General features: G+C 58.8%; 19 protein-coding genes, 1 pseudogene and 1 other annotated feature. Of the genes and pseudogenes, 8 read left to right on the top strand and 12 right to left on the bottom strand.

The features are described from left to right. Window positions 1-2 precede the first annotated feature (2 nt). The 6 genes from DJFAAGMI_RS01920 to DJFAAGMI_RS01895 form a co-directional block, all read right to left on the bottom strand. Complete coding sequence (locus DJFAAGMI_RS01920; protein WP_211455737.1) at window positions 3-1,658, bottom strand: HAL/PAL/TAL family ammonia-lyase; 1,656 nt, start codon at window positions 1,656-1,658, stop codon at window positions 3-5. A gap of 131 nt (window positions 1,659-1,789) precedes the next feature. Continuing rightward, on the bottom strand, window positions 1,790-2,935 hold the full coding sequence (locus DJFAAGMI_RS01915) for an MBL fold metallo-hydrolase (protein ID WP_249333699.1): 1,146 nt from the start codon (window positions 2,933-2,935) through the stop codon (window positions 1,790-1,792). Between the two features lie 45 nt (window positions 2,936-2,980). After that, window positions 2,981-4,303 carry an MFS transporter gene (locus DJFAAGMI_RS01910; RefSeq protein ID WP_419095600.1) on the bottom strand — a complete coding sequence of 441 codons (1,323 nt, stop codon included), beginning with the start codon at window positions 4,301-4,303 and terminating at the stop codon, window positions 2,981-2,983. Between the two features lie 152 nt (window positions 4,304-4,455). After that, window positions 4,456-6,111 carry a urocanate hydratase gene (locus DJFAAGMI_RS01905; protein ID WP_211455735.1) on the bottom strand — a complete coding sequence of 552 codons (1,656 nt, stop codon included), beginning with the start codon at window positions 6,109-6,111 and terminating at the stop codon, window positions 4,456-4,458. A 2-nt stretch (window positions 6,112-6,113) separates the two neighbouring features. After that, window positions 6,114-7,208 carry a DUF917 domain-containing protein gene (locus DJFAAGMI_RS01900; RefSeq protein ID WP_211455734.1) on the bottom strand — a complete coding sequence of 365 codons (1,095 nt, stop codon included), beginning with the start codon at window positions 7,206-7,208 and terminating at the stop codon, window positions 6,114-6,116. Window positions 7,209-7,597: 389 nt separating this feature from the next. Further along, the gene (locus DJFAAGMI_RS01895) at window positions 7,598-8,491 is read right to left on the bottom strand and encodes a LysR family transcriptional regulator (protein WP_211455733.1); all 894 of its coding nucleotides are present in this window, start codon (window positions 8,489-8,491) and stop codon (window positions 7,598-7,600) included. A gap of 104 nt (window positions 8,492-8,595) precedes the next feature. Between DJFAAGMI_RS01895 and DJFAAGMI_RS01890 the strand changes: the two genes are divergently transcribed. The 3 genes and pseudogenes from DJFAAGMI_RS01890 to DJFAAGMI_RS01880 form a co-directional block, all read left to right on the top strand. After that, entirely contained in the window at window positions 8,596-9,978 is a 1,383-nt protein-coding gene (locus tag DJFAAGMI_RS01890) for a dihydroorotase (protein WP_211455732.1), read from the top strand. Between the two features lie 16 nt (window positions 9,979-9,994). Further along, window positions 9,995-11,275 carry a Zn-dependent hydrolase gene (locus DJFAAGMI_RS01885; protein ID WP_211455731.1) on the top strand — a complete coding sequence of 427 codons (1,281 nt, stop codon included), beginning with the start codon at window positions 9,995-9,997 and terminating at the stop codon, window positions 11,273-11,275. A 72-nt stretch (window positions 11,276-11,347) separates the two neighbouring features. Further along, window positions 11,348-12,380 (top strand): annotated as a pseudogene (locus DJFAAGMI_RS01880) (IS3 family transposase); the annotation flags it as partial. After that, window positions 11,626-11,741, top strand: a sequence feature (AL1L pseudoknot). Its footprint overlaps the pseudogene before it by 116 nt. A gap of 439 nt (window positions 12,381-12,819) precedes the next feature. Here DJFAAGMI_RS01880 and DJFAAGMI_RS01875 read toward each other — a convergent pair. The 3 genes from DJFAAGMI_RS01875 to argH form a co-directional block, all read right to left on the bottom strand. Further along, the gene (locus tag DJFAAGMI_RS01875; protein WP_211455730.1) at window positions 12,820-13,257 is read right to left on the bottom strand and encodes a RidA family protein; all 438 of its coding nucleotides are present in this window, start codon (window positions 13,255-13,257) and stop codon (window positions 12,820-12,822) included. A gap of 82 nt (window positions 13,258-13,339) precedes the next feature. Continuing rightward, window positions 13,340-14,299 carry a Bug family tripartite tricarboxylate transporter substrate binding protein gene (locus DJFAAGMI_RS01870; protein ID WP_211455729.1) on the bottom strand — a complete coding sequence of 320 codons (960 nt, stop codon included), beginning with the start codon at window positions 14,297-14,299 and terminating at the stop codon, window positions 13,340-13,342. A gap of 144 nt (window positions 14,300-14,443) precedes the next feature. Next, a complete protein-coding gene (gene argH, locus DJFAAGMI_RS01865) occupies window positions 14,444-15,958 on the bottom strand; it encodes an argininosuccinate lyase (protein ID WP_211455728.1) in 1,515 nt (504 codons plus the stop codon). Between the two features lie 143 nt (window positions 15,959-16,101). Here argH and DJFAAGMI_RS01860 point away from each other — a divergent pair, with 143 nt between their 5' ends. Then, window positions 16,102-16,995: a LysR substrate-binding domain-containing protein gene (locus tag DJFAAGMI_RS01860; RefSeq protein ID WP_211455727.1), complete on the top strand. Its 894-nt coding sequence runs from the start codon at window positions 16,102-16,104 to the stop codon at window positions 16,993-16,995. Between the two features lie 754 nt (window positions 16,996-17,749). Here the strand turns inward: DJFAAGMI_RS01860 and DJFAAGMI_RS01855 are convergent. From DJFAAGMI_RS01855 to DJFAAGMI_RS01845, 3 genes are read right to left on the bottom strand one after another with little or no spacing between them, the layout of a single operon-like run. Further along, a complete protein-coding gene (locus DJFAAGMI_RS01855; RefSeq protein ID WP_211455726.1) occupies window positions 17,750-18,703 on the bottom strand; it encodes an alpha/beta hydrolase in 954 nt (317 codons plus the stop codon). Between the two features lie 2 nt (window positions 18,704-18,705). After that, complete coding sequence (locus tag DJFAAGMI_RS01850) at window positions 18,706-19,590, bottom strand: alpha/beta fold hydrolase (RefSeq protein WP_211455725.1); 885 nt, start codon at window positions 19,588-19,590, stop codon at window positions 18,706-18,708. Between the two features lie 36 nt (window positions 19,591-19,626). Continuing rightward, the gene (locus DJFAAGMI_RS01845; RefSeq protein WP_211455724.1) at window positions 19,627-20,682 is read right to left on the bottom strand and encodes a sugar phosphate isomerase/epimerase family protein; all 1,056 of its coding nucleotides are present in this window, start codon (window positions 20,680-20,682) and stop codon (window positions 19,627-19,629) included. Between the two features lie 146 nt (window positions 20,683-20,828). On the opposite strand from DJFAAGMI_RS01845, the gene DJFAAGMI_RS01840 reads away from it, so the two are divergent. The 4 genes from DJFAAGMI_RS01840 to DJFAAGMI_RS01825 all read left to right on the top strand — a co-directional run bounded on the left by DJFAAGMI_RS01840 (window position 20,829) and on the right by DJFAAGMI_RS01825 (window position 23,738). After that, window positions 20,829-21,434, top strand: coding sequence for a TetR/AcrR family transcriptional regulator (locus DJFAAGMI_RS01840; RefSeq protein ID WP_211455723.1), 606 nt, complete (start codon window positions 20,829-20,831; stop codon window positions 21,432-21,434). Further along, window positions 21,431-22,399: an AraC family transcriptional regulator gene (locus DJFAAGMI_RS01835; protein ID WP_249333696.1), complete on the top strand. Its 969-nt coding sequence runs from the start codon at window positions 21,431-21,433 to the stop codon at window positions 22,397-22,399. Before DJFAAGMI_RS01840 ends, DJFAAGMI_RS01835 begins: the two co-directional genes overlap by 4 nt. Window positions 22,400-22,447: 48 nt before the next feature. Continuing rightward, entirely contained in the window at window positions 22,448-22,849 is a 402-nt protein-coding gene (locus DJFAAGMI_RS01830) for a cupin domain-containing protein (RefSeq protein WP_211455722.1), read from the top strand. 532 nt (window positions 22,850-23,381) lie between these two features. Then, window positions 23,382-23,738: a DUF1304 domain-containing protein gene (locus DJFAAGMI_RS01825; protein WP_211455721.1), complete on the top strand. Its 357-nt coding sequence runs from the start codon at window positions 23,382-23,384 to the stop codon at window positions 23,736-23,738. Window positions 23,739-23,874: the final 136 nt, after the last annotated feature.

Here is a 23,874-nt window from a genome sequence, read left to right as displayed (position 1 = left end):
GATCAGCGGAAAGTGCGCAACAGATCGGCAGCGGCGCGAAAATCCAGCGTCAGCGCGCGGTCCTTGTCGAGGAACGCCACGTGGTTGCGCAGCGCGTCAAAGAGCTCGGCGGTCGCGGGCGAGAGTCGGAAGTTCGGATCCTTGGCGCGTCGCAGGTCAATGGCCTGTGCCGCATGTACCAGCTCCACGCCGAGCAGTTGATAACCCGTCTGGATCTGCTGGCGAAAGTTCTGGGCCACGATGGGCGCGTTGGTGGCGACGTCCTCGATGTTGCCGGCTACGGGCAGATAGTTCATCGAGGCAGGCTGGGCTAGGCGCAGGCTTTGCATGGCCAGCGCCATGACGGGCTTTTCCATGGCGCCAAAGGCATGCACGCTGTGCTCCGTCCCGAGGAAACGGCTGAGCCCCGTGAAGGCCGGATCATTGAGCTTGACCACGCGCTGCGCCGACGCAAGTGCGCTGTGCGCCAGCGACAGGCCCGACTTCTCCATGGCCAGCACCCAGGGTAGGGGCTCGAAATTGGCATCCGGCAGCACCGCGCCCAGGCCCTCCACATAGGCGCGCTTTTCCTGCGCGCGGTCGGAAGCGGGCTTCGCCCCCACGGCCACGCCAGGGTTGTCGTCGGACGAGTTCAACTGCACGGCGAGTTGCGCACTCGCCTGCTCCAGTGCCAGCGCCTGTTCACCCAGCAGATAGACGCCGGTGCGGAAGCTCAGCGGGTCCTGCAGCGCACGCTTGTCATCAGCATTCCAGAGGCTGGAGCCATCGAGCAGATGACGCAGGTCCTCACCGGCCTTCTGCGTCTGCGGGAAAGGGCGCAGCGCCAGCGAATCCTTCAGGAACGGCGACACATTGCCATTGAGCGCCTGCAGGCTGAGCGCGAACACCAACTGCGAGATGCGGTTGAAGTGCGCCATGTCCTGCAGGGCCAGTGCCGCCATGCCGCTGGCGTAGGCGTTGGAGCTGAGAATGGACAGCGCATCCTTGCCCACGGGCTCGATCGGGCGGATGTTCAATTGCCTGAGCACCTCCGCCGCCGGCTGCTTGCGGCCCCGGTAGTACACGTCGCCCTCGCCCATCATGGCCGTGCCCACATGGCTCAGCAGCGTGATGTCGGCCTCGCCAATGGAGCCCAGCGCGGGCATGGCAGGCGTGATGCTGTGGTTCAGGAACTGCACATAGGCTTCGACGATGGATGCCTGCACGCCCGCGCCACCATCGAGCAACGCGTTGAGACGCGCAGCCATGGCGGCGCGCACATCCTGCACAGGCGCGTCAGGGCCCACACCACCCGCATGCGCATGCAGCAGGCCGATGTTGAATTCCTGTGACGCCTTGATCACCTCGGGGCTGAGCCGGCCATGGGCGTCGACCATATCGCGGTCCTTGTTCTGCCCTACGCCTACAGTCAGGCCATAGATCTTCTGGCCGGCAGCGGCGGCAGCCATGAGCACCTCATGAGCCTTCTTCACACGCGCCATGGCGGCGGGCGCCACCTGCACGCGCTCCCCCAGGGTGATGCGGGTGATAACGTCCGGCGTGGCGTTGCGGCCATTGAGCTCGACGGCTGCATGGACTTGCAGATTCAGACTAGCCAAAACGGCCAGCGTCAGGGTGCGCAGAGGCACACGCGGCAAAAAGCAGCAAAGAGAGTTCATGTTGTGAGTTGTTCTGAAAAATGAAGAAATACAACGCTGAGGCCGTGCGTTCAGGCATCGCGCCGTTTCCATGCCACATACATGGCGCCAAGTGAAAGAGCCGCCTGTTTGCAGCCCCTTCATGGATTTCGTTAGTGACCTGTCTTGGTGAGCGGCAGACGCATCAGGTCTTCACCCACAACGACTGGCCCCTCGAAGGTGTCGCGTGCCTGCTCCCAGTGCTCACGCGGTGCGTCGCCCGGCACCAGGTGCGACAGCACCAGGCGCTTCACACCAGCGCGCGTGGCGATCTCGCCCACTTCACGCGGCGTGGCATGCGCTTCCAGCAGTTGCTTTGCGAGTGCTTGCTGACGGACATCCCAGGGCTTGGGGCCGACGATATGGCTGACCCAGGCCGGATCGATGGCTTCGTGCACAAGGACATCAGCGCCGCGTGCCAACTTCACCAAGCTGTCGCTGGCCGCCGTATCGCCGGAAAACACGACCGAGCCATGTACCGTGTCGAAGCGATAGGCGAAGTTCGGAAACACCAACCCATGCGGCACCAGGATAGCGCTGACCTTCACACGGGCGTCTTCCCATACCTTGAAGGGATCCATGGGTGGTGCCGGGTTCGTGTTCGGATCCACCACCAGACCTGCCGGCAAGGCGATGTCATGCGCCTGGAAGAACTGACGCACATCCGGAACGCCTTCGCTGCGCACGCGGATGTTCAGATCCGCCGCCATGCCGCCCAGCATGGCATCGACCAGATCCACCGTGCCGGCATTCGGGTTCTCGGGATGCACCACCACATCGCCCTTCATGCCGTCCGCGAGCGGGGGCAGCACACCACGGCGGCCCGGGCCGAAGATCTCCAGCTGCGCCCTGGCGCGGCGGCGCGCGCTCGGGTCGTACATGAGCACGCTGGCCAGGTCGATCACATGGTCGGTGTGCAGATGCGTGAAGAACACGGCCGCTTCGCTGCCCGGCTGGATGCCTGCACGGCGCAGCTGGCGATAGGCGCCGGAGCCCAGATCAACGATATAGGCCTTGCCATCCACCACCAGTGCAGAGGAAATGCCGTGGGGCGAGTCCTTGCCGTACCAGGTGGGGCCGCCTGCCACACCCAGCAGCACCAACTCGGCTGCTGGAGTGACTTCCGGCTGCGCGGACTCGCTAATTGCCGCACCGATCTTCCCTGACTGCGTCAGGGAGCAACCCGTGCCAACGATAGCGAACGTTGTAGCCAGCATGACCCGGCCAAGCCATGAGCGGCGGCTGTCTATTTTCTTCATATCGTGTTTATGGGTCAGGTAGTAGAGCAGGCCGGAAGTTCTCTATCAGTCTTCGCTGCGTGCGGGGAGGAAACTGATGGCGATGAGCGCCACCACGGCCGCCGCCATTACATACAGCGCGGGGGCATAGGCGACACCGGTCTTGTAGGTGATCCAGGTGAGCAGCGCGGGAGCAAAGCCACCGAGCACCGTCACGGCCGCGTTGTACGACAGGGACATGCCCGAGGAACGCACGGACGTGGGGAAAATCTCGGACAGCGCGGCAGGCGCGGCGCCCACGAACAGGGCCACCATGGAGCACATGGCCGACTGCACGATGATCAGCGCCATCGTGGTGTGGTTGCCATGCAGCCAGGCCATCAGCGGGTAGGCACCGACCAGCAGCAGGATGGCACCAAAGCGCAGCATGTTGCGGCGGCCGAAGCGATCGGACAGCGTGCCGGAGATAAGGCAACCGGCCACCAGAAAAATATTGCCGATGAACGCAGCGGTAAATGCCTGCGAACTCTCGAAGCCCATATTCTTCTGCACATAGATGGGCAGGTAGATGATGAGCGCGTAAGGTGCGGCCGCCCACAGCACGGAGAGGCCCAGGCCCGTCAGCAGCTGGCGTGGGCATTCACGCAGCACCTGCAGCATGGGAGTTTTCTTCTCGGCTTCACCAGACGCTGCGGCGCGTTCTGCCTGCTCCTTGAAATGCGGAGTTTCATCCAGCGCGCGGCGCATCCACAGGCCAACGGGGGCAATGGCCAGGCCGATGATGAACGGAATGCGCCAGGCCCAGTCATGCACCTGCTGCGTGGTGAAGAGCATGGTGACAGCGGTGGCCATCAGCGCGGCCATCATATTGCTGATGCCCATGCTGGCCTGCAGCCACGAAGCATAGAGACCACGCTTGGCCGGTGGGGCGTGCTCGACGAGAAACGCGGTGGCGCCGCCCACTTCGCCGCCGGCGGAGAAGCCCTGCAGCACGCGACCCGCCACGATCAACAGCGGCGCGCCGATGCCGATGGCCGTATACGGAGGAGCGATGGCAATGAGCAGTGTGCCTACGGCCATCAGCATGATGGTCAGGGTGAGCGCCGCCTTGCGGCCCTTGCGGTCGCCATAGGAGCCGAGGATGAGCGCTCCCAACGGACGAGCGATATAGCCGATGCCGAACGCGATGAACGATGCAAGGAGCTGTACCGTGGGGTTCTCGTTCTGGAAGAAGTTCTGGCCGATGTAGACGGCAAACAGCGCGTAGACCGTGAAGTCATACCACTCCAGCGCATTGCCGGTGGATGCGGCAATCACGGCACGCTTGCTGGAGCGCTCGTCATGGGACACGCGCTGGGAGGTGCCGACCGAGGCCTGTGCGGCTCCCAAATGGGCGGAAGCTATAGGGTGGGTCATGGTGGTTGGGGTTAGTTGAGTTGGAGATATATATGCCTAAAGTCGTGAGTAACACCACCCACGCATGGTTTTGGATACATGCGTCGGCAGGTGTCATCAAGCCGCCCCAGGACAAGCCTGAGTCGTCAGGCGTGGGCGCCCGTGTCGATGCGTGCGATGCCCTTCTTTTTCACTTCGTCCAACGCCTCTTCGTAGCCCGCGTCGGCATATCGCAGCACTCCGCTCGCCGTATCGTTGGTAAGGGATAAATTCAGTCGATCATCCGCTTGCGCGGTACCGTCTGCCACTACGGTGACACCTGCGCTGGTCATGTAGCCGCTGTAGCCGCCACCGCCGGAGTGGATGGCCACTAGGTCGGCGGAGGACGAGCAGGTCAGCATGGCGTTGAGCAGTGGCCAGTCGGCAATCGCATCCGAGCCGTCGCGCATGTTCTCCGTCATGATGTTCGGGTGTGTCATGGCGCCTGCATCGAGGTGATCGCGCGTGAAGGCGATGGGGCCACTCAGTTCGCCATCGCGCACCATGCGGTTGACTTCGAGCGCCAGCTCCGTGCGCTCGCCATGACCCAGCCACGCAATGCGCGCCGGCAGGCCTTCAAAGGGCACGTTCTCGCGCGCCAGGCGCACCCAGTTGGCGACGATGCGATTGTCGGCAAAGCGGCGCAGCAGGAAGTCGTCGATCTTGCGGATGTCGTCCGGATCGTTGGACAGGGCAATCCAGCGGAACGGGCCGATGGCGCGTGCGAACAGCGGGCGCAGGAAGGCTTCGGTGAAGACCGGGATCTCGAATGCGCGCTCCACGCCACCCTGCTTCGCATGCGTGCGGATGAGGTTGCCGTTGTCGAACACCACGGAGCCCTTGTCCTGGAAACCCACCATGGCTGTCACATGGTGCACGATGGATGCGCGGCTGACGTCCATCAACTTCGTGATATCGGTCTTGCGCAGTTCCGCCACTTCCTCGAGCGTGTAGCCCGCGGGAATGTAGCCATACACCAGGTCGTGGGCCGAGGTCTGGTCGGTCACGATATCGGGCGTGATGCCACGCGCTAGGATCTCCGGGAAGATCTCGGAGGCATTGCCCAGCAGGCCCACGGAGATGGGCTCACGCCTGTCCTGCGCTTCGCGGATCATGGCGAGCGCTTCGTCCAGCGTGTCAGCACGTTTTTGCAGGAAGCCGATCTGCATGCGCTTTTCGATGCGCTCAGGGTTGATTTCCACCGTCAGGATCGCCGCGCCCGCCATGGCGCCAGCGAGCGGTTGTGCACCACCCATGCCGCCCAGGCCAGCCGTCAGAATGAAGCGGCCACGCAGATCGTTGTTGAAGTGACGCTCGGCAATGCGCGAGAAGATCTCGTACGTGCCCTGGATCACGCCCTGCGAACCGATGTATTGCCAGTCACCGGCGGTGAGGCCGCCCCAGCAGATCAGGTTGTCCTTCTCCCACTGGTAGAAATTCTCGGCCTTGGCCCACTGGCCCACCATGTTGCAGTTCGCCATGATGACCAGCGGCGCGGCCGCGTGCGTGCGCAGCACACCGATGGGCTTGCCCGACTGCACCAGCAGCGTCTGGTCTTCTTCCAGGTTTCGCAGCGCGTGCACGATGGCGTTGTGCGAAGGCCAGTCGCGCGCGGCGCGGCCGAGGGCCGCATACACGATGAGGTTGTCGGGGTCTTCGCCCACGGCCAGCACGTTCTCCATCAGGCGCAGGAGCGCTTCCTGGCGCCAGCCCTTGCAACGCAGCTCGTTGCCGCCGTGTACCTTGAAATCTTCGCGGCTCATCGTTATTCCTTGCCCAGTGCGTAGTTGCTGATGTTGATGCCCAGGGCCTTCTCCACGGGCGGATACACGGCCGGATCGCTGATGCTGGAAGACAGCGGAATCAGGCTCTTGCCCACGTGGAAGATCAGGATCTCCATGCCTTCGCACACCTTGCCGGCACTCACCGGGTTGCCGTCGGTATCCAGCGTGGTGATCACGTCCGGATAGGTGGCGATGCGCTGACCATCGGCGTCTTCCACGGCCATGTGCTCGTTCATCACATGGATGCGGCGCTTGCGTGCGCCTTCGCCGATCTCGATCACGCCCACGTCGAACGCCTCATCCGTGTAGCGCAGTGTGCTGGCCGTGACCTTGCCGCTGCCGATGATGCTGCCGCCGGTCTGCTTGCAGATGGCGTCCACGATGGCCGTGCCGCCCTTGCCTTGCGCGGCGATGATGGCCTCCCCCAATGCCAGTGCACGGCTGATTCCACCCAACGCTGCATGCTGGCGCACGTAGGAAGCCCTGATCGGGTTGCGGCAGCTGGCGATGAAGCCGCCGGACATGTCGGAGGCCTTGCGCAGAATCGGCGAGACCTTGGCAGTGGCGCCGCGTACCACCAACTCGATGTACGAGTTGTTGGCGCGCTTACCGCCCACGGCTGCCTGGATCATTGGCTCCGGGCTGCTGGCCAAGCCGAGCGAGCCCATGTCGCCGGTGGGGTGTGCGCGCAGATCCCCAACAGCATCGATCACCTTGGTGCCCAGCACAGCGGATGGTAGCCATGCGTTGAGCGTGCTGGACATACCGTTCTGGCCAATGATTAGGCCGTGCAGTGGCGCGCCCAACTCTTCCTGCACCAGTCGGGCGGCCTTGACGTAGTCCATGCCCAGCATTTCCCAGTCGGTCAGTCCACCCGGCGCCCCAATGGCGGCGGCCGTGGCGATCCAAGCGTCATCCGCCACTTCGGACATGTCCACCAGTTCCGGGCGGCCGATAGTCACCGCCATCGTGCCTAGTTCGCGACCATGGTCGGCCCAGCCACCACCACCGCATGCGAAAACGGAACCGCCGCGCACTGCAGATTCCACGTCTTTGAGAGTCAAGATACGTCCCATTGCTACTCCAGATTGATCATTCGAGAACTTTGTCCGTGACGCCTACAGAAACTGCCGGAGGTCACGTCAAAGAGCTATTGAATGCAACGGATGCTAGAGACGACAATCAACAATGTCGCATTACTTTTTATTGCGACAACTTAACATAATGTTAATGATTGATTTTGGTGCTTCATGGCGCTTTCCTGCCAAAGCCTTTGAAACAAAGGAGAAACCGCCTGAAACTCGTTCTTCGAGAGGCCACTCATGCACCAGCCTGGAGCGGCCGCACCTATCCTTCGTTTAGGGAAAATCCCAGGGGCGGAAAGTAGGTTTCAAATCACTCGGGGTTGAATCGAGGGGCTGTCTAACCGCTCCATCCGGTTAATGCGAGTGCCTTCCAGCAATGGTTAACGCTTGGATTCATCCAAGGATTTCAGAACGCCCACAAACTCCTGGGCCAAGCGCGACATAGGTTGCAGGGCTAGGTTGAAGGCATGGATAGGGGCATGAACCATAGGGGCTACTGGAATGGCCACGATGTTGGACCAGGAAGGGCCACGAATAGTGAGTTCGTCGACCAGCGCTACACCAACCCCAGCTTGAACCATGGCACATGCCACGTGGGCCTGTTGCACTTCCACACGTGCAGACGGCTGATTCTCCTCACTGCCAAATATCCGGTGAACCAACTGACTGAATGGAATATCACTGCCGTACCCAATGAAGCGCTCTCCCTGCAAGTCACGGCTCGAAATCTGATCGCGATCGGCGAGCGGGTGATCCTGCGGCAGCACGGCGACGATGCGGTTCTCATACAGAGGTTGCATCTCGAAGCTTGGATGTGGAATCGGCATATAGGTAACGCCAAGCTCGACTTGCTGAGTCAGTAACGCTTGCAACATGACATGCGGTATGTGGGTGTGCAGTACCACTCTCACCTCTGGGAAGAGTTGAGTAAACCGGGCCACCGCTCGAGGCATGAGGGACTGCCCGATATTGGGGCTGCATGCGATACGGATATGCCCCTCCCTGTTAAGCGATAGGTTATCCGCGACTTCATTCACTCTCTGCACGTTTTGGTACAGAGCCGTCACTTCCTCAAAAAGCCGGTGCGCCTCAGGTGTTGGATGAAGTCGACCCTTGATGCGCTCGAATAGCTTGAACCCAAGCCGTTGCTCCGTGTAGCCAATGAGGCGGCTCACTGCTGGCTGAGAGACATAGAGCAACTTGGCCGCCCCGCTAATGGAGCCGCTGAGCATCATGGCTCGGAATACCTCTATTTGGCGCAGATTCAACTTCATATCGCTAATAACCTAATGTTAATTTCTATGCACATAAAAGCATATGACATTTCTTTGTGTGCACTCCTACACTTTTCTCATTTGCAGTGATTAGGAGACTCAAGATGAGTGACTTTGACCTTGTCGTTCAAGGCAATATCGTTGACGCACGAGGTGTTGTGCAAGACGGCTGGCTGGGCGTTCGCGGTAGCAAGATTGCGGCCCGCGGCCAAGGTAATGTCCCTGCTGCCCGAGAAAAGGTGGATGCGCGCGGCCAGTGGGTCGTTCCCGGCGTGGTCGATGGCCAGGTGCATTCAGGCAGCCAGGCCGGCCAAGAAGGATTGGGTTGGGCATCTCGCGCTGCTGCGGCGGGTGGTGTGACGGTGATGGTGGACATGCCCTACGACGATCCGGAACCGGTGGCCTCGCGCCCGCATCTCGATGCGAAGATCGCCGAAGTCGAGCGTGACTGCCATGTGGACGTGGCCCTGTTTGGCACGCTCAATCCCCAGCATGGTCTGCAGGCTGCCGCCGGTCTTATTGAAGGAGGGGTGTGTGCATTCAAGTTTTCTACCTTTGAAGCCACACCGGGCCGTTTTCCGCGAGTGGATGAAGACGATTTGTTCGAAGCCTTCAAGCTCATCGCTCCATCGGGCCTGGTGTGCGGTGTACACAACCAGATGCAGGAACTCACCCGCAAGAACATCCGCCGCCTTCAGGACGCAGGCGACACCGGATGGGATGCTTTCATGCGTGCCCATACACCATTGATCGAGAACTTAGCGACCGGCATCATCTACGAACTGGGTGCTGAAACCGGAGCCCGAGCGCATGCCGTGCATGTATCCACTTCGCGAGGTTTCGAGCTGTGCGACATGTACCGTCGCAGCGGCAATGCATCCACTATCGAGACATGCATCCAGTACCTCATGCTCAACCATGAGGAACATACCCGTCGCTTCGGTGCCAAGACCAAACACTATCCCCCCATCCGCCCCAAGGCGGAAGTCGATCTGCTATGGACACATATCGCACGCGATGCCTGCACCTTCGTCTCCTCCGACCATGTGAGTTGGGGCCTGGAGCGCAAGGGCAATCCCGATGTCTTCAAGAACTCTTCTGGCGGACCGGGCTTGGAGACCCTGTTGCCCGCATTCTGGACTGGCTGCGAACAGCACGGCATAGAGCCGTCAATGGTAGTACGCCAGCTATCGCGCAACCCAGCGCGCCACTTCCTTCTGGATGACCGCAAGGGCACGTTGGATGCGGGCATGGATGCGGACATCGTCATTCTGAAGCCCGAACGCCATGCGTTCGCCCCATCCTCCAGCCTTTCCGCCGTGCAGTGGAGTTCGTTCGAAGGCATGGAATTCACCGTGCGCGTGGCAAGCACTTGGTGCCGCGGCCAGCATGTGTACGACGGTGCCAGGGTACTGAACCAGCCAGGCGACGGCCGCTTCCTGCGTCCACATGCAGCAACCGGCGTAGCCCCTTCATACGATGACTGACCCGACTACTCACTGCATGACATCCCAGCCTCTTTTCCCTCCGCTAAATGCCGAGCGCCTATGGCGCCGCATTGAGACCCTATCTACGTTCACGCTACCCGAAGTTCCCTGGACACGCCGAGCCTTTTCGCCAGAGTTCGAAAAGGCTCGTGAGTGGCTCGCAAGCGAGTTCAAGGCGGCGGGCATGCAGGTGCACCTCGACGCTGGCGGCAACCTTGTGGGTCGCCTGCCTGCGGCTGCAAGTACTCCAGAACGATCCCCCATCGTGACCGGATCGCATTGCGACACGGTAATGATGGGTGGCCGCTTCGACGGCATCATCGGCGTGCTTGCAGGCATTGAAGTGGCTCACGCGCTCCACGAAAACGGCATCGCCCTGCAGCACCCATTCGAAGTGATCGATTTTCTCTCCGAGGAGCCCAGTGACTACGGCATCTCCTGTATCGGAAGCCGTGCCATCTCTGGCAAGCTTGATGCAGGCATGTTGGCCGCGAAGGATCCTCAGGGTGAAACACTGGCGGAGGGCATGCGCCGCATCGGTGCCAATCCGGAAGCACTGAACCAACCGCTGCGTAGCAAGGACAGTACGGCAGCCTTCGTTGAACTACATATTGAGCAGGGCCCCGTGCTAGAGCAGAAGAAATTGCCGATTGGTGTGGTCACCAATATCGTAGGCATTCGCCGCGTTTCCTTCATCGTGCATGGTCAGGCAGATCATGCAGGCACCACGCCCATGGACATTCGCCACGATGCGCTCGTGGGCGCATCACGCATCATCGATGCAGCTAATCGCAAAGCCTCTGCGCTCGCGGGAAAGCCCCATTACGTGGTAGCCACGGTGGGGCGCCTTTCGCTCACGCCCAACGCCTCAAACGCCGTGCCCGGCATGGTGGAGATGATGATGGAAGTGCGCAGCGATGCGCAAGGCGTTCTCGACACCTTTCCCGACGAACTGTTTGCAGAAGTTCAGGCAGGCCTTACCGAATTGCGTGTGCGCGCCGAAATGAACGATGTAAGTCGCTCCCTGCCCACGGATTGCCAGGAACTGGTGATGAAGGGTATCGAACAGGCTTGCGATAACCTCGCCTACGCCAGCATGCGCATGCCTAGCGGCGCGGGCCACGATGCCGTCTACATGGCTCCAACCAGTCCTATAGGCATGATCTTCATCCCTTGCCTCAATGGCCGCAGTCATGCTCCAGAGGAGTGGATCAATCCAGGTCAGTTGCTCGATGGCACACGGATTCTGTACGAAACCGTGCGTGTCCTTGACAGGTGTCTCGCCCAAAGCGGCTAAGGCCACTGTCCACGAAGCATCGTGAATCGCCCCCGCTTTTGAGGAGGCTCAACACTCTGAGAGGATTGAGCCATGAAGAAGTCGAACAAGTTCTCGCCCGCAGTCCGTGAACGGGCCGTGAGGATGGTGCAGGAGCATCATGGGAAATACCCATCTCTGTAGGCGACCATCGAGTCCAACGGGCCCAAGATTGGCTGCGTGCCGCAGACCTTGAACGAATGGGGGAAGCGCTCTGAAGTCGATGCTGGCGTGCGCGAAGGCGTCACGACCAGCGAGGCGCAGCGGATGAAGGAGCAGGAACGCGAGGTCAAGGAGCTGCGGCGAGCCAACGAGATATCGAAGCTGGCCAGTGCGTTTTTCGCCCAGGCGGAGCTCGACCGCCGACTCAAATCCTGAAGGTTTTCATCGACAAACATCGCGATGCCTTCGAGGTCAAGCCGCTCTGCAAGGTCTCGCAGGTCGCTCAGTCGGCATATCGAAGACATGTGGAGCTGCTGCGCGAGTCACATAAGCGCTGCGCCCGCACTCATCGCGACGAGATGCAGATGCCACAGTTTGAACGTGTCTGGCAAGCCAACAGCAGGTCTATGGCGCCGACAAGGTTTGGCGGCAACTGGCACGCGGAGGCGTTGTCGTGGCTTGTTGCACAGTCGAGCGATTGATGCGCAAGCTGGGGCCGCGTGGTGTGATGCACGGCAAGGTCGTGTGCACCACCGTCGGTGATTCCAAGCACCATGCCCGCTGTACCGGGGTAAACCGGCAATTCTGGGCGCAGGGACCCAGCCAGCTGTGGGTCAGTGACTTCACATACGTCTCGACCTGGCAGGGCTGCCTGTATGTGCGTGTTCGCCCGGCGTATCGTGGGCTGGCGGGTAAGCAGCTCGATGTGAACGGATTTCGTGCTCGGTGCGCTGGAGCAATCTCTATACGCGCGGCGGCAGAACGCGATGGAAGCCTGGTCCGCCACTCCGACAGAGGCTCACGGTACATCAACATCCGCTACACCGAGCGGCTGACTGAAGCGTGCATTGAACCGTCAGTGGGGAGCAAGGGCGACAGTTATGACAACGCCTTGACTGAGACAATCAACGGGCTCTACAAGGTCTAGTTGATTCACGGTCGGGTGCCCTGGAAAACCAAAGTCTCAAACACGATACCAACTCAATAAAACAACCAATTGCAATCTCCCGCACTCCCTACTTCTGCCAACTTACCTGTCCTCGGGAGCAACCAAAAGCCGGTCTCATCTTCAAGGGATGGATGTGATTTGGCACTCGCTACCAAAGGCGCAGTGTCTGATAGAGGCGATGGATTCAATCGGTCCTTGCAACACACTAACCACCACATAGGCGGCAGGAGTGTTGCAAATGAAGCAGCGACCCAGAATCTACTATTCGGATACCGTGTCAGGCCAGCAATACGCTCAATGTATTTCATCATGGGTAAGACACCCAATGTCACTGCTTGATCGGCTGTTGTGGCATCGATTGCCTGAAGAGCCTGAAGTCCTGGTCACCATCTTCTCCAGCTTAATACTTCAAGCCTCAGGCAGAGGTCCGCTCTGCAGCTAAGGGAGCTGCTGGCTCCCACTCTCGCTTTACCGCCACGCACTTGATCTCGACCAGCAAGCCTGGATGTGCGAGTTCAGCAACGCCTATTGACGTCCATGCGCAGGTGCCGCGTGGAAAAACCCTATTCTTCACCTCGCGAAAAACAGGCATATGTTTGCTCAGCTGCACATGGTAGGTGGTCATATCAACCACATCCTCAAATGTGCATCCTGCCTCTTCCAGCACTGCGCGCAAATTCTCCCAGCAGGCCAAGAATTGCGCCTCGGGATCACCAATCACTTCTAGATCAACAGTGCGCCCAACCTGCCCGGCACAGAAAACGGTAGCGCCGACCTTCACGGCCGGCACATACCCCGCACGCTCCACTATAGATTGCATCGCCGGTGGAACAATTAATTCACGGTCCGCCATATCCAGTTGTACCTGTCTACCTCCATACCCGCCAGCTTGCGCCGCCAGACTAACGGGCCTGGAAGGCATGACTGAGGCTTGGTTAGTCCATTGAGATCTTGGCGCTCTGGATAATTCCGGTCCAGCGCCTTACTTCCATATCCATCAGCTTGGCGAAGTCAGCCGCATTATTGGGATAAGGATATGCACCCTGCTCGGCCAGATGTGCCACAAAATCCCTCTCATGTGCAATCGCCAAGATCGTATCCTGGAGCTTCTTGACGATGGCAGGCGACGTTCCAGCCGGAGCCATGATTCCATACCAGGATTCAACAACCACATCCTTCACGCCACCCTCGGCAAATGTGGGAACTTCTGGGATAGCGGCCGCGCGCTTGTCCGAAGCGATTCCCAGCAACCGCACCTTGCCACTCTTGGCGAATGGCAAAACGTTGGGCAAGTTCGCAAATAGAACGTTGACCTGCCCTGCTTGCAGATCTGTGGTGGCTGGCGACGCACCCTTGTATGGGATATGGGTCAGCTTGATGTTCGCACGGCTTTCGAACATCTCACCTGTCAGGTGATTGATGGAGCCGATGCCAGCGGACGCCATGTTCAGGCCGCCTGGGTGGGCCTTTGCATAGGCCACGAACTCGGAGAGATTCTTCGCAGGAGTGTTAGTGGATACGGCCAGCACATTTGGCACCGTGGCAAAGGTAGCTACCGGCGTAAAAGCCTTGTTGCCGTTGAAAGACAGCTTCTTGTACAGCAGCGGCTGCACGGCTTGCCCCATGGAGCCCATCAGCAAGGTGTATCCATCTGCCTGAGCTTTCGCAGCGTAGGCTGCACCAATCGTACCGCCAGCCCCCGCGCGGTTGTCCACCACCACTGGTTGTCCCAAAAGTGATCCCATGCGATCTGCAATGAGGCGCCCCATCAAGTTCACGGTTCCACCTGGAGGAAACGGCACCACCAGGGTAATAGCCTTGGAGGGATAGGTGTCTGCGGCTGCATTGAACGAAAGAGTCAGTACGGCCGCAAGAGCTGCAAGGTGCTTAATCATCGGAGTATCCAGTGGGTCAGTAAATGATGTTTTCAACTGAGGTTGAAGGCATTTGCCATTAAGGGTATGGCAGGGCTGTTCTTGTCTTCTTTATCCGAAAATTTCGGCGCAGGGCAGGCTGTTGGCGCACTGCCCGGCAAGTGGTCACGCGTGAATCGAGGCCTGAACAATCTCGTTGACGGCATGCTCCAGCTCATCATTGGCAGCATCCAACTTCAACCGAGTGCTATGCAGCCAATCAATATCACCTGCGTTGTCCGTCAGCGCTTGGCCGAGTAGCTTGGCCACCTGAGCAGGGCCCACACTTCCATCCGTTATGCGAGTCTCCACAAAACGGCGCGGGTTCAGTGCCGTCTGAATAAATTCGTCGCTCAGACCCAGCGGTTTCCCTCCGATATCCACGGCGGCCCTGTCAAGCATCGCACCAGTCAGCTCATAGGGCGGAACACCTGCCGCCAAGCTATCGCGAACAACACGGGCAACAATGTGATGGACTTGGCGGAAAGACAGCTTGTGCTCGCGAACGATGAGGTCTGCAAGGTTGCTGGACGTGCACCAGCTGCTCTCAAGTGATTGGGCCATGCGCCCCTCGTTGACGATGAGCGTTTCCATGACACCGGTGAACAGGTCCAGCATCGCCCCGGTCGTCGTTAAGGCCTCATCGAGCACTGGTAACTCACGCATTGCTTGGTCACCTGTGCCCTCCCCTCGAAAAGTAGCCAGCGCGGTTGTGACCCAGGTCACCGACCCGCCGGCCGCACGGCGGATGGTTTCCAAGGCTGAGGGATTCTTCTTTTGCGGAAAGATACTGCTTGTCCCACAGTAGCTGTCATCACACTCCACGAGACCAAACTCGCTGCTTGACCAGATGTGCAGGTCTGTCGCGAGATCATTGAGATCAGCCATCACGAACGACAGCGCACTCAATGCGTCGACGCCGTAGAAGGCCTCACGACCCAGCTTCGAATTCTCGATCAGACCATCAAAACCCAGCAATTGCGTAGTGCGCCTGCGGTTCAGCGGCCAGGAAGTTCCCGCCAGCCCGACTGCGCCCAACGGGTTGCGATTGACCCGCGCAAACGCCTGGGTGAGGCGCTCGAAACTATCGTGCAGCCGAGAACTGAAGCTGAGCAGGTAGTGGCCGAAAACCCAGGGCTGTGCCTGCTGCATGTGGGTGTATCCGGGCATGATGGTGCCCGCATGTCTGCTGGCTTTCTCGGCAATCACAGCCTGAAATGAGACCAGCTGCTCCATCACATCAAGCAAGCGATTGCGCTGATACAGCCTGCGAACGGTTGCGCCTTGGTCAATACGGCTGCGGCCAGTATGCATTTGGCCACCGATATCTTCGCCGATTGCCGAGAATAGAAAAGATTCAACCTGTAGTAGAAAGCTGCCTTTTCGAACATCAACAGGAAAATCCTCTTTCCCCAATTTTTTAGCGACGAGCAACTTCTCCAAAATCGCACTTCCAGTTTCTGGAGAAATAATCCCCTGCTCTACCAGCATCGTGGTGTGAGCTAAATCAACCGCCAGAAATTCGTCGAATTTTTTCTTCTCTCCTAGAAGTTTAGGCAATTCGTTGTATTTCAAATGTCGTGCAGCAGCAGGAGACTTGAGACGGGCATCCGTCAGAAGAGTTTCGGTATTTGATGTCATTTTTCTACAGCAGATTTATCTGTTGCCCAGTGAATGACTAAATGATGGATTGGGTGGATACATAACACAACCCCATATCCAATTGGACGCACATAACAAAATGTTATGCAACAGAAAGCACGCGACAATTTACAGTTGGAGGCATGGAACTAAACCCAAGACAGCTAGATGCTTTCCGCAAAGTGATGCTGACAGGCAGCATGACCGTTGCTGCAGAACGACTGCAGGTGAGTCAGCCGGCGGTTAGCAGACTGATCAAGGACCTGGAAAAGACCATCGGGATACGCCTCTTCCGCAGAGAGGGCAATCGCCTCATCCCCGGAGCTGAGGCACAAGTGCTGTTCCGGGAGGTCGACTTGTTCTATCGAGGCATCGAACAAGTCGAGCGTGTTGCGAGAGATCTCAAGTCTGTACGCATTGGCCGCCTTCGAATTGCATCGCTCAGCGCCCTGGCCCTCAATGTCTTGTGCGAGTGCATCAACCAGTATTCAGCGTCGAGACCAGGCGTTGAGGTTTCACTCGACGTCAGGAACTCACTCAGTGTTTTAGAGTTGGCGGCCGCAAATCAGATTGATGTGGGATTCGTACACCAACTCAAAGCAGAATATCCGGGTGTCGACACCTTTCCGTTGAAAAGTGTCCCCGCCGTTTGTGTCGTGCAAGCGAGCCATCGATTAGCCGCACAGGACTCGGTTCATCTCCACGACCTGAGCGGTGAACAGATCATCTCGCTGGGCCAGAACAACCCACTGCGAGTTCGATTGGAGTCTGCCCTCAATGATGCAGGCGTCGATTATCAACGGCCTATTGAGACAACTCTTGCCTATTCAGCCTGCAATTTTGTCCGAGGCAACTTGGGAATCACTGTCGTGGATCCATTCACTGCAGCAAACTTCAAAGACCCCCTGGTGGTCAGCCGCCCTTTATTTCCGATGATTCCGTTTGAATGCTCCTACGTTCTTCCTTCACACCAGCACCGCCCCAAAGCTGTCGAAGACTTCATTCACAAAGTCAAGGAACATTTTGAAGCGGTTTGATGTCGGCACAATATGTGACGGCATCCGCCAAATTGAAGCCACTAACAGCAAATGACTAAACAGCCGCAATAGGTCGGTCAGCGACATGCGCGTCTTGGTCTAGGTGTGGACTGCGACAGTGGCACTCCAGACGACCACTTCAGGCTCATCAGAGCCATTCAGGACCTTAGGCCCGAGCCACAGCAACCTCCAGCACCCGCCGTTGAGCGGTCTGCCTCGAGGTGCCGCCTCACTCACAGAACCGGTCACTCGATTGCGTGGCTAGCGGAGTATCTAAAACGAAGGATCGCTTCAGTGTGCCCCGGCAGGCTTGTGTAGACCCCAAGCAGTCATTTTTCTGAGGACTCTGCGCCTACACAAGCAACCGCATCCTGGTAGTCTTGCTCTATGGTTTCAATCGCGCTGGCCAAGATCGCAGAATCTTGCACATCTAGGCCACCAAGGCGCAACGCATGAACTTGCTGTTCAAAAACTGCGGTGAGGACTACCCAACAGATTGCCCCATCTCTAGCGCCATGCTCGCCGCATCTCCACCGCCCTTTTTTAGCAATTACCAAGAAGACCCTGGACTGTCTTTTCGGGCCTAAATATAACCACCCTTTCAGAGATTTTTTCAGCCTCTCCTCCCACTATCTTTCTGCGGGAAGCAGCGGCTATATTCGGCTTTAGATCCTGTCAATTGGTGTGATAAACCTCTTCTCCTCATCGCCCAGCGTCAACAGACAGTGGGCTTTCAAGACTTGGTCGATTTGCCCTACCCAAGAGCGCGCCGCACGGCTGCTCCTGCCTCATCTAGCAGCCGGCGTGCTGCTTGTGCCAGCCCCAGCATGTGGATGCAGGCATGAGCCATGCCCGGCAACCGCAGAGCCGTTACGGGGACGCCTTCATTTTGCAGGCGCCGAGCATAGGCCTCAGCCTCGTCACGCAGCGGATCGTACTCGCAGCTGATCACCGTGGCCGACGGCAAGCCGGCCAGGCTTGCGGTGTGCAGCGGGGACACCTGCTCCAGCCGATGCAGGTCAGGATCTGCGAGGTAGGCTTGATAGCAATACGCCATTGCCGAGCGGCTCAGGTAGTAACCCTCGCCGAACAGGTCAAAAGATGGCGAGTCCATGGCTGCATCGAGCGCCGGATACAGCAGCAGCTGATGGGCAATGGCCGGAGCTCCGGCCGGGCCCCAGCCGTCGCTATGCCGCGCAAGCAGACAGGCGGCCGCAGCAAGATTGCCACCCGCACTGTCCCCGGCCACGGCGATGCGCCTGCGGTCCAGTCCCAGTCTTTCGGCCTGCTCGAAGCTCCATTTCAAGGCGTCGCAGAAGTCTTGCAGTGGCACCGGAAAGCGGTGCTCGGGCGCCAGCCGATAGTCCACCGAGATCACCACCGCCCCCGTCGCCACGGTGAGCGCGCGGCAGGGATTGTCATACAGCTCCATGGACCCGAGGCACCAGCCTCCTCCATGGGCAAAGACCAGGGCGGGCTGGGGAGCATCGGATGCCGATGGCCAGTAAACACGCAGGCGCAGCGGAGCACCGTCGCGCGCGCGCAGCGTGAAATCCCCCGTGCGCGCAACGGCTTCAGCTGGGCCATGCAGCGCACGCAGCTCGAGCTCAGTGGCCTGCCTCATCTGCGCCAGCGTGGGCGGCATCTGGGGCTGTGGCATTTGTGCCTGCTCCCGCAGATAGCGGGCGATGTCAGCATCGAGGGCCATGGTCATCGTGTCCTTCGCAGAAAGGGCAGCAGTTCAGCAATGAAAGCTTGTGGAGCCTCCTCCATAATGAAATGGCCGCAGCCGGGCACGACCACGCCGGACAGATCATGGGCATGCCCGCGCAAGGTGGCCAGCGGCGCATCGCCTGTGGCGTGCTCGGCACCTATGGCAAGCACCGGCATGCCCAGCGGGCGCTGTGCGCGCTCACGATTCTGTCGAATGGTCTCTGGAATCGCCCGGTAATAGGCAAAGCCGCCGCGCAGCCCGCCCGGTGCCGCATAGGCGTCGACGTAGACATCGACGGCCACGCGGTCGCGCCGCAGCGACCATCGGTTGAACATGAATTCCAGATAGGCGCGCTCGCGGCCCGCGATCAGGGTCTCGGGCAGATCGGCCAGTTGATTGAACATGAAGTGCCAAAGAAAGATGTTCTGCTCGGGCGGTGCGAAGATACCAGGCTCAGGCGCCAGGCCAGGTATCACAGCCTCCGTCAACGCCAGCGACTGCACGGCCTGGGGCTGGTCGCTGGCCAGGGCATAGGCCACCCACATTCCCACATCGTGCCCTGCCACCTGATAGCGCTCATGGCCCAGGGCCTGCATGGTGCGATGCAGAGTCCGTGCAATAGTGCCAGTGTCGTAGCCTTTGTCAGGCCGATCCGAAAAGCCCGTACCGGGTGGATCAACGGCAATCGCCTGAAAACCCTGCGCAGCCAGCGCTTGCATGACATGGCGCCAGGCATACCAGGTCTGGGGCCAGCCCGGGATCAGCAGTACGGGAGCACCTTGTCCAACCGTAATGCAATGGATGCAATGGCCTTCGATACGAACATAGTCATGGGAGAAGTCGTCCTGCTTAAGAGCAAGAGTCGAGTGAAATGCGTTCATGTCTGTTTCTTTGTCTGAATCTGGATACAAAGGCTCTCAGGCGATACCGAGCATGGCGTTGATCTGGCGCTGGTCCACAGGGGCCCCGGCGAAGTCGTCAAAGATCTTGTCGGTGACTCGGATGATGTGGCGGTTGATGAAGTCCACGCCTTCGCGTGCGCCGTCCTCCTGATCCTTCAGGCAGCACTCCCATTCCAGCGATGCCCAGCCCTGGTAGTTGTACTGGGCGAACTTGGAGAAGATGCCCTTGAAGTCCACCTGCCCGTCACCCAAAGAACGGAAGCGCCCCGCCCGTTCGAGCCACGAGGAATAGCCGCCGTAGATGCCCTGGCGCCCGCTGGGCAGGAACTCCGCGTCCTTCACATGGAACATGCGGATGTGCTCGCGGTAGATGTCGATGTAGTCGAGGTAGTTGAGTTGCTGCAGCACGAAGTGGCTGGGATCGAACAGGATCTTGCAGCGCTCATGCTGACCGACCAGTTCATAGAAGCGATCGAAGCTCGTGCCATCGTGCAGGTCCTCGCTGGGATGGATCTCATAGCACAGGTTCACGCCCTGCTCGTCACAGATATCCAGAATGGGGCGCCAGCGGCGCGCCAACTCCTCGAAGGCAGTCTCTATGAGGCCAGTCGGGCGCTGCGGAAAGGGGAATAGATAAGGCCAGGCGAACGAGCCAGAAAAGGTTCCCATCTCCGTCAGCCCCATGCGGCGCGACGCGCTGGCCGAGAGCTTGAGCTGCTCCAGCGCCCAGGCTGTGCGCGCGGCCGGATTGCCCCGTAGTACTTCGGGAGCGAAGCTGTCGCACATGGCGTCGTAGGCAGGATTCACGGCGACGAGCTGGCCGAAGATGTGAGTGGTCAGTTCGCTGGCCACCAAGCCGTGCGAGGCGAGCATGCCGCTGACGTCGTCGCAATAGCTCTGGCTCTGCGCAGCCGTGCTCAGATCGAATAGGCGCGAATCCCAAGCGGGAATCTGCAAAGCCTTGAAGCCCACGCCAGCGGCCCATCGCGCAATGTCCTCCAGCGAATTGAACGGTGCCTTGTCATCGGCAAACTGCGCAAGATGAAGGCTTGGCCCCTTGATTGTCTGCATGTGTTTTTCCTTGCTTTGATGTATTGTTTGTTGATCGACAAAGAATGTTATCACGCAAATACGGTCGTTTCCGACAGGTAGGTGTGCTGCGGCGTGGATGACACGCCGCTAAGATGCCGCACCGACTTTTAAGAGGAACAAGGAAGATGGCTGGAAGACCCAGGGAATTTGATCGGGACCAGGCGCTGGAGCGCGCCATGCTGGCGTTTTGGCAGCGCGGTTACGAGGGCACATCCATGGCCGACCTGGTCCAGGCCATGGGCATCGCCTCGGCCCGCATCTATGCGGCCTTCGGCAGCAAGCAGGCGCTGTTCCGCGAAGCCATACAACGCTATGAGTCCGGCGCCGGCTGCTTTGCCGATCGGGCCCTGGCCGAAGAGTCATTGGTGCGTGAAGCCATTTCACGCATGCTGCGCGATGCAGCGACCACCTATACGGAACCAAGCCGGCCACAAGGTTGCATGGTTGTCATGGCTGCGACCAATTTCGCGCAAGAGAACGAGGAAGTGGCAGCCTGGCTTGCCGTGCACCGTCGCCAGAGAACGCAGTCCATCATCAACCGATTGCAACGCGCAATGGACGAAGGCGAGTTGCGACAAGACACTGATGTGCAGGCTCTTGGCGACTTCTACGCCACACAGTTGCATGGCATCTCAGTACAGGCTCGTGACGGCATATCGCGCTCGCGCCTGCTGGCGGCCGCAGCGGCGGCCATCGGCGTGCTGGATCAAGCTTTGCGCCAGGCTGAATGAACCTGAGTCCCATTAAAGCACCACAAGTACCAAAGGTGATCCTCGTCCATCAGTCAACCGCAAATCCTCTGCCTTCTGAAGCTATCCGGAAGCCTCAAGCGCACGACGGGCAATACGAGAACGACAGCCTAGTGAAAAAAAACTGGCTCAGTCGTACCGATGCGATGCATGGAATTGAGCGCATTGAGGCCTTCTTTCAGGGCAACGCTTATTGCATGCATCGACACGACACTTATGCCATCGGCTGCACGATGGCAGGGGTGCAAGCCTTTCGATACCGAGGCGCTCACCGACAGAGCCTGCCAGGCCACACCATGGTGCTGCATCCTGATGAAGCGCATGACGGTCAAGCAGGAACTGACGACGGATTTCATTACCGCATGATTTATGTGAATCCGGCGTTAATTCAGGAGGTACTCGGAGGGCTGGAGCTCCCCTACATAGAAGGCGGTATCACGCAATCCCAACGTCTTCTGGTGGCCGCCAAAACCATGCTGGACAACCAGCATGGGCCAACTAACTCAATGGAAGAAACGGACGCCATTGTGGAGCTTGCTCTCGCGCTCCATGCCGAAGCAGGCTGTACCAGAGGGCAGCGTGCCAGGGACTTCCAGAGCACCAAACTGGCTCATGATTTTTTGTGTGACGTTTGGCAATCCACCGTCTCGATGGAGGATCTCGGTGTCGTCACAGGCCGGGACCGCTGGAGTCTGTCGCGCGATTTCCGCATGTTCTATGGCACTAGCCCCTCGCGATTTTTGATCTTGCGAAAGCTTGATGTGGCACGACAACGCATGCTCTCAGGGGCTTCGCTCGCAGATGCAGCTGCATCCACCGGGTTTGCGGACCAGGCTCACATGACACGTCATTTCACCCAGACCTTTGGCATCTCGCCTGGACGATGGTTGCGGATGATGCGCTTCCACAAATCCGCGCCTTCTGGCGCACAAACGTTCAAGATCTAACCGCTTGCTTTGCCTACGCTTGGCCCTTTGATTGATAAAGGACAAGTCATGGCGGTAAGCATTTCTTCCCCTGCCAAGGATCGCGGGCAGCAGGTGCCCATCAACTTGGTGCATAAAATTGGTCTTATCCACGACCATTGGCAGCCTCGTGTTGTCGCTGAAATGAACGACTATCAGTTCAAGGTCGTGAAGATCGCAGGTGACTTCATCTGGCATTCACATGGCGATACCGACGAGGCATTCATTGTGCTGGAAGGTGTGTTGAGAATCGACTTTCGAGACCACAGCATAGAGTTGCAAGCGGGTGAAATGGCTGTGGTCCCTAGAGGGGTTGAGCACAAAACGTTTGCGGCAACGGAAGCCAAACTGCTGATGATCGAGCCCATGGGGGTTCCCAACACCGGGGATAGCGATTCGGAGCGTAGGGCTCCCAATGACGTTTGGATATAGAAGTAAGGCACTGGCAATGAGCCGCTGAAATGGTGTGTGCGGCCGTCAGCCTTTGGCACAGCGAGTCACCTCAGAGTCGCAAGAGCCTCCTCTCACGACGTGACAGCAGACGTCAGGCGACCTATATGCCTGCACTTAATGGCCGCTGTCCGCCGCACACATGAAACCTGTCCTTGGGCAGTCGTCTGCTTAGACACACGGATGACCGCTATGTAGCTGAGGGAGATAGGTCGCAATGCAGCCATGAACATTGGCAATCACTGCACAGCAGACATCTGCTGGCAAATCACGAACGACAGCAATGGGTTGTGAGCAGTCCTCGCCCGTTGGCTGCTACCGACTGTGGATTCAACTGGTCAGTACAAGCAGACCGCTCATCTCGTATCGGAATGATGGTCAATTAACACCAGCGCTCGCAAAAACACCGTGCGTACAAAAAAAAGAGGCGTCACCCGGGTGACGGTAGATTGGTAAGTATCAGAAATACAGTTCATCCAACCCATTGCAAGCCATATCCCATTAAGAGATCCACATGCTGCTCGTTTCAAATCTTGCCGTCGCCGTAGTTGCCCTGATCCATGCCTACATCCTTGTCCTTGAAATGTTTTTGTGGACAAAACCGGCAGGACGAAAAGCATTTGGTTTGACGCATGAATTTGCGGAGCAAACAAAGGTCCTTGGAGCAAATCAGGGGCTTTACAACGGCTTCTTGTCCGCCGGTTTAATCTTTGGTTTGGCTCAGGGAGCTGATGGTTTTACATTCAAGGTATTTTTTCTAGTTTGCGTCCTTGTCGCAGGGGTCTTTGGGGCAGCCACAGCAAGCAAGAAAATCTTGGTTGTACAGGCTGTTCCTGCAGCTATCGCTATTGCTCTAGTCGCACTGGCTTAGCGTGAGTCACACCGTTGCCATACGAAGATGTGCTTGAGAAGGCGTTGTTGCAGAATCGGTGAGCCAAACGGCACCTGACCCTAGCTGTTGCTGACCTTCAAATAGTACAGCCCCACAAGCAGACCAGTTTAGTCAA

The organism is Comamonas brasiliensis (genome assembly GCF_018292285.1).
GTDB lineage: Bacteria > Pseudomonadota > Gammaproteobacteria > Burkholderiales > Burkholderiaceae_C > Comamonas > Comamonas brasiliensis.
Note: the sequence above shows the minus strand (reverse complement) of the source record. Positions and strands in the feature narration are given on the sequence as shown.

Excerpts from the sequence above, each read along its gene's own strand:
- DJFAAGMI_RS01920 (WP_211455737.1), bottom strand. The coding sequence starts at position 1,658 with ATGAACTCTCTTTGCTGCTTTTTGCCGCGTGTGCCTCTGCGCACCCTG.
- DJFAAGMI_RS01915 (WP_249333699.1), bottom strand. The coding sequence starts at position 2,935 with ATGAAGAAAATAGACAGCCGCCGCTCATGGCTTGGCCGGGTCATGCTG.
- DJFAAGMI_RS01905 (WP_211455735.1), bottom strand. The coding sequence starts at position 6,111 with ATGAGCCGCGAAGATTTCAAGGTACACGGCGGCAACGAGCTGCGTTGC.
- DJFAAGMI_RS01900 (WP_211455734.1), bottom strand. The coding sequence starts at position 7,208 with ATGGGACGTATCTTGACTCTCAAAGACGTGGAATCTGCAGTGCGCGGC.
- DJFAAGMI_RS01895 (WP_211455733.1), bottom strand. The coding sequence starts at position 8,491 with ATGAAGTTGAATCTGCGCCAAATAGAGGTATTCCGAGCCATGATGCTC.
- DJFAAGMI_RS01890 (WP_211455732.1), top strand. The coding sequence starts at position 8,596 with ATGAGTGACTTTGACCTTGTCGTTCAAGGCAATATCGTTGACGCACGA.
- DJFAAGMI_RS01885 (WP_211455731.1), top strand. The coding sequence starts at position 9,995 with ATGACATCCCAGCCTCTTTTCCCTCCGCTAAATGCCGAGCGCCTATGG.
- DJFAAGMI_RS01875 (WP_211455730.1), bottom strand. The coding sequence starts at position 13,257 with ATGGCGGACCGTGAATTAATTGTTCCACCGGCGATGCAATCTATAGTG.
- DJFAAGMI_RS01870 (WP_211455729.1), bottom strand. The coding sequence starts at position 14,299 with ATGATTAAGCACCTTGCAGCTCTTGCGGCCGTACTGACTCTTTCGTTC.
- argH (WP_211455728.1), bottom strand. The coding sequence starts at position 15,958 with ATGACATCAAATACCGAAACTCTTCTGACGGATGCCCGTCTCAAGTCT.
- DJFAAGMI_RS01860 (WP_211455727.1), top strand. The coding sequence starts at position 16,102 with ATGGAACTAAACCCAAGACAGCTAGATGCTTTCCGCAAAGTGATGCTG.
- DJFAAGMI_RS01855 (WP_211455726.1), bottom strand. The coding sequence starts at position 18,703 with ATGGCCCTCGATGCTGACATCGCCCGCTATCTGCGGGAGCAGGCACAA.
- DJFAAGMI_RS01850 (WP_211455725.1), bottom strand. The coding sequence starts at position 19,590 with ATGAACGCATTTCACTCGACTCTTGCTCTTAAGCAGGACGACTTCTCC.
- DJFAAGMI_RS01845 (WP_211455724.1), bottom strand. The coding sequence starts at position 20,682 with ATGCAGACAATCAAGGGGCCAAGCCTTCATCTTGCGCAGTTTGCCGAT.
- DJFAAGMI_RS01840 (WP_211455723.1), top strand. The coding sequence starts at position 20,829 with ATGGCTGGAAGACCCAGGGAATTTGATCGGGACCAGGCGCTGGAGCGC.
- DJFAAGMI_RS01835 (WP_249333696.1), top strand. The coding sequence starts at position 21,431 with ATGAACCTGAGTCCCATTAAAGCACCACAAGTACCAAAGGTGATCCTC.
- DJFAAGMI_RS01830 (WP_211455722.1), top strand. The coding sequence starts at position 22,448 with ATGGCGGTAAGCATTTCTTCCCCTGCCAAGGATCGCGGGCAGCAGGTG.
- DJFAAGMI_RS01825 (WP_211455721.1), top strand. The coding sequence starts at position 23,382 with ATGCTGCTCGTTTCAAATCTTGCCGTCGCCGTAGTTGCCCTGATCCAT.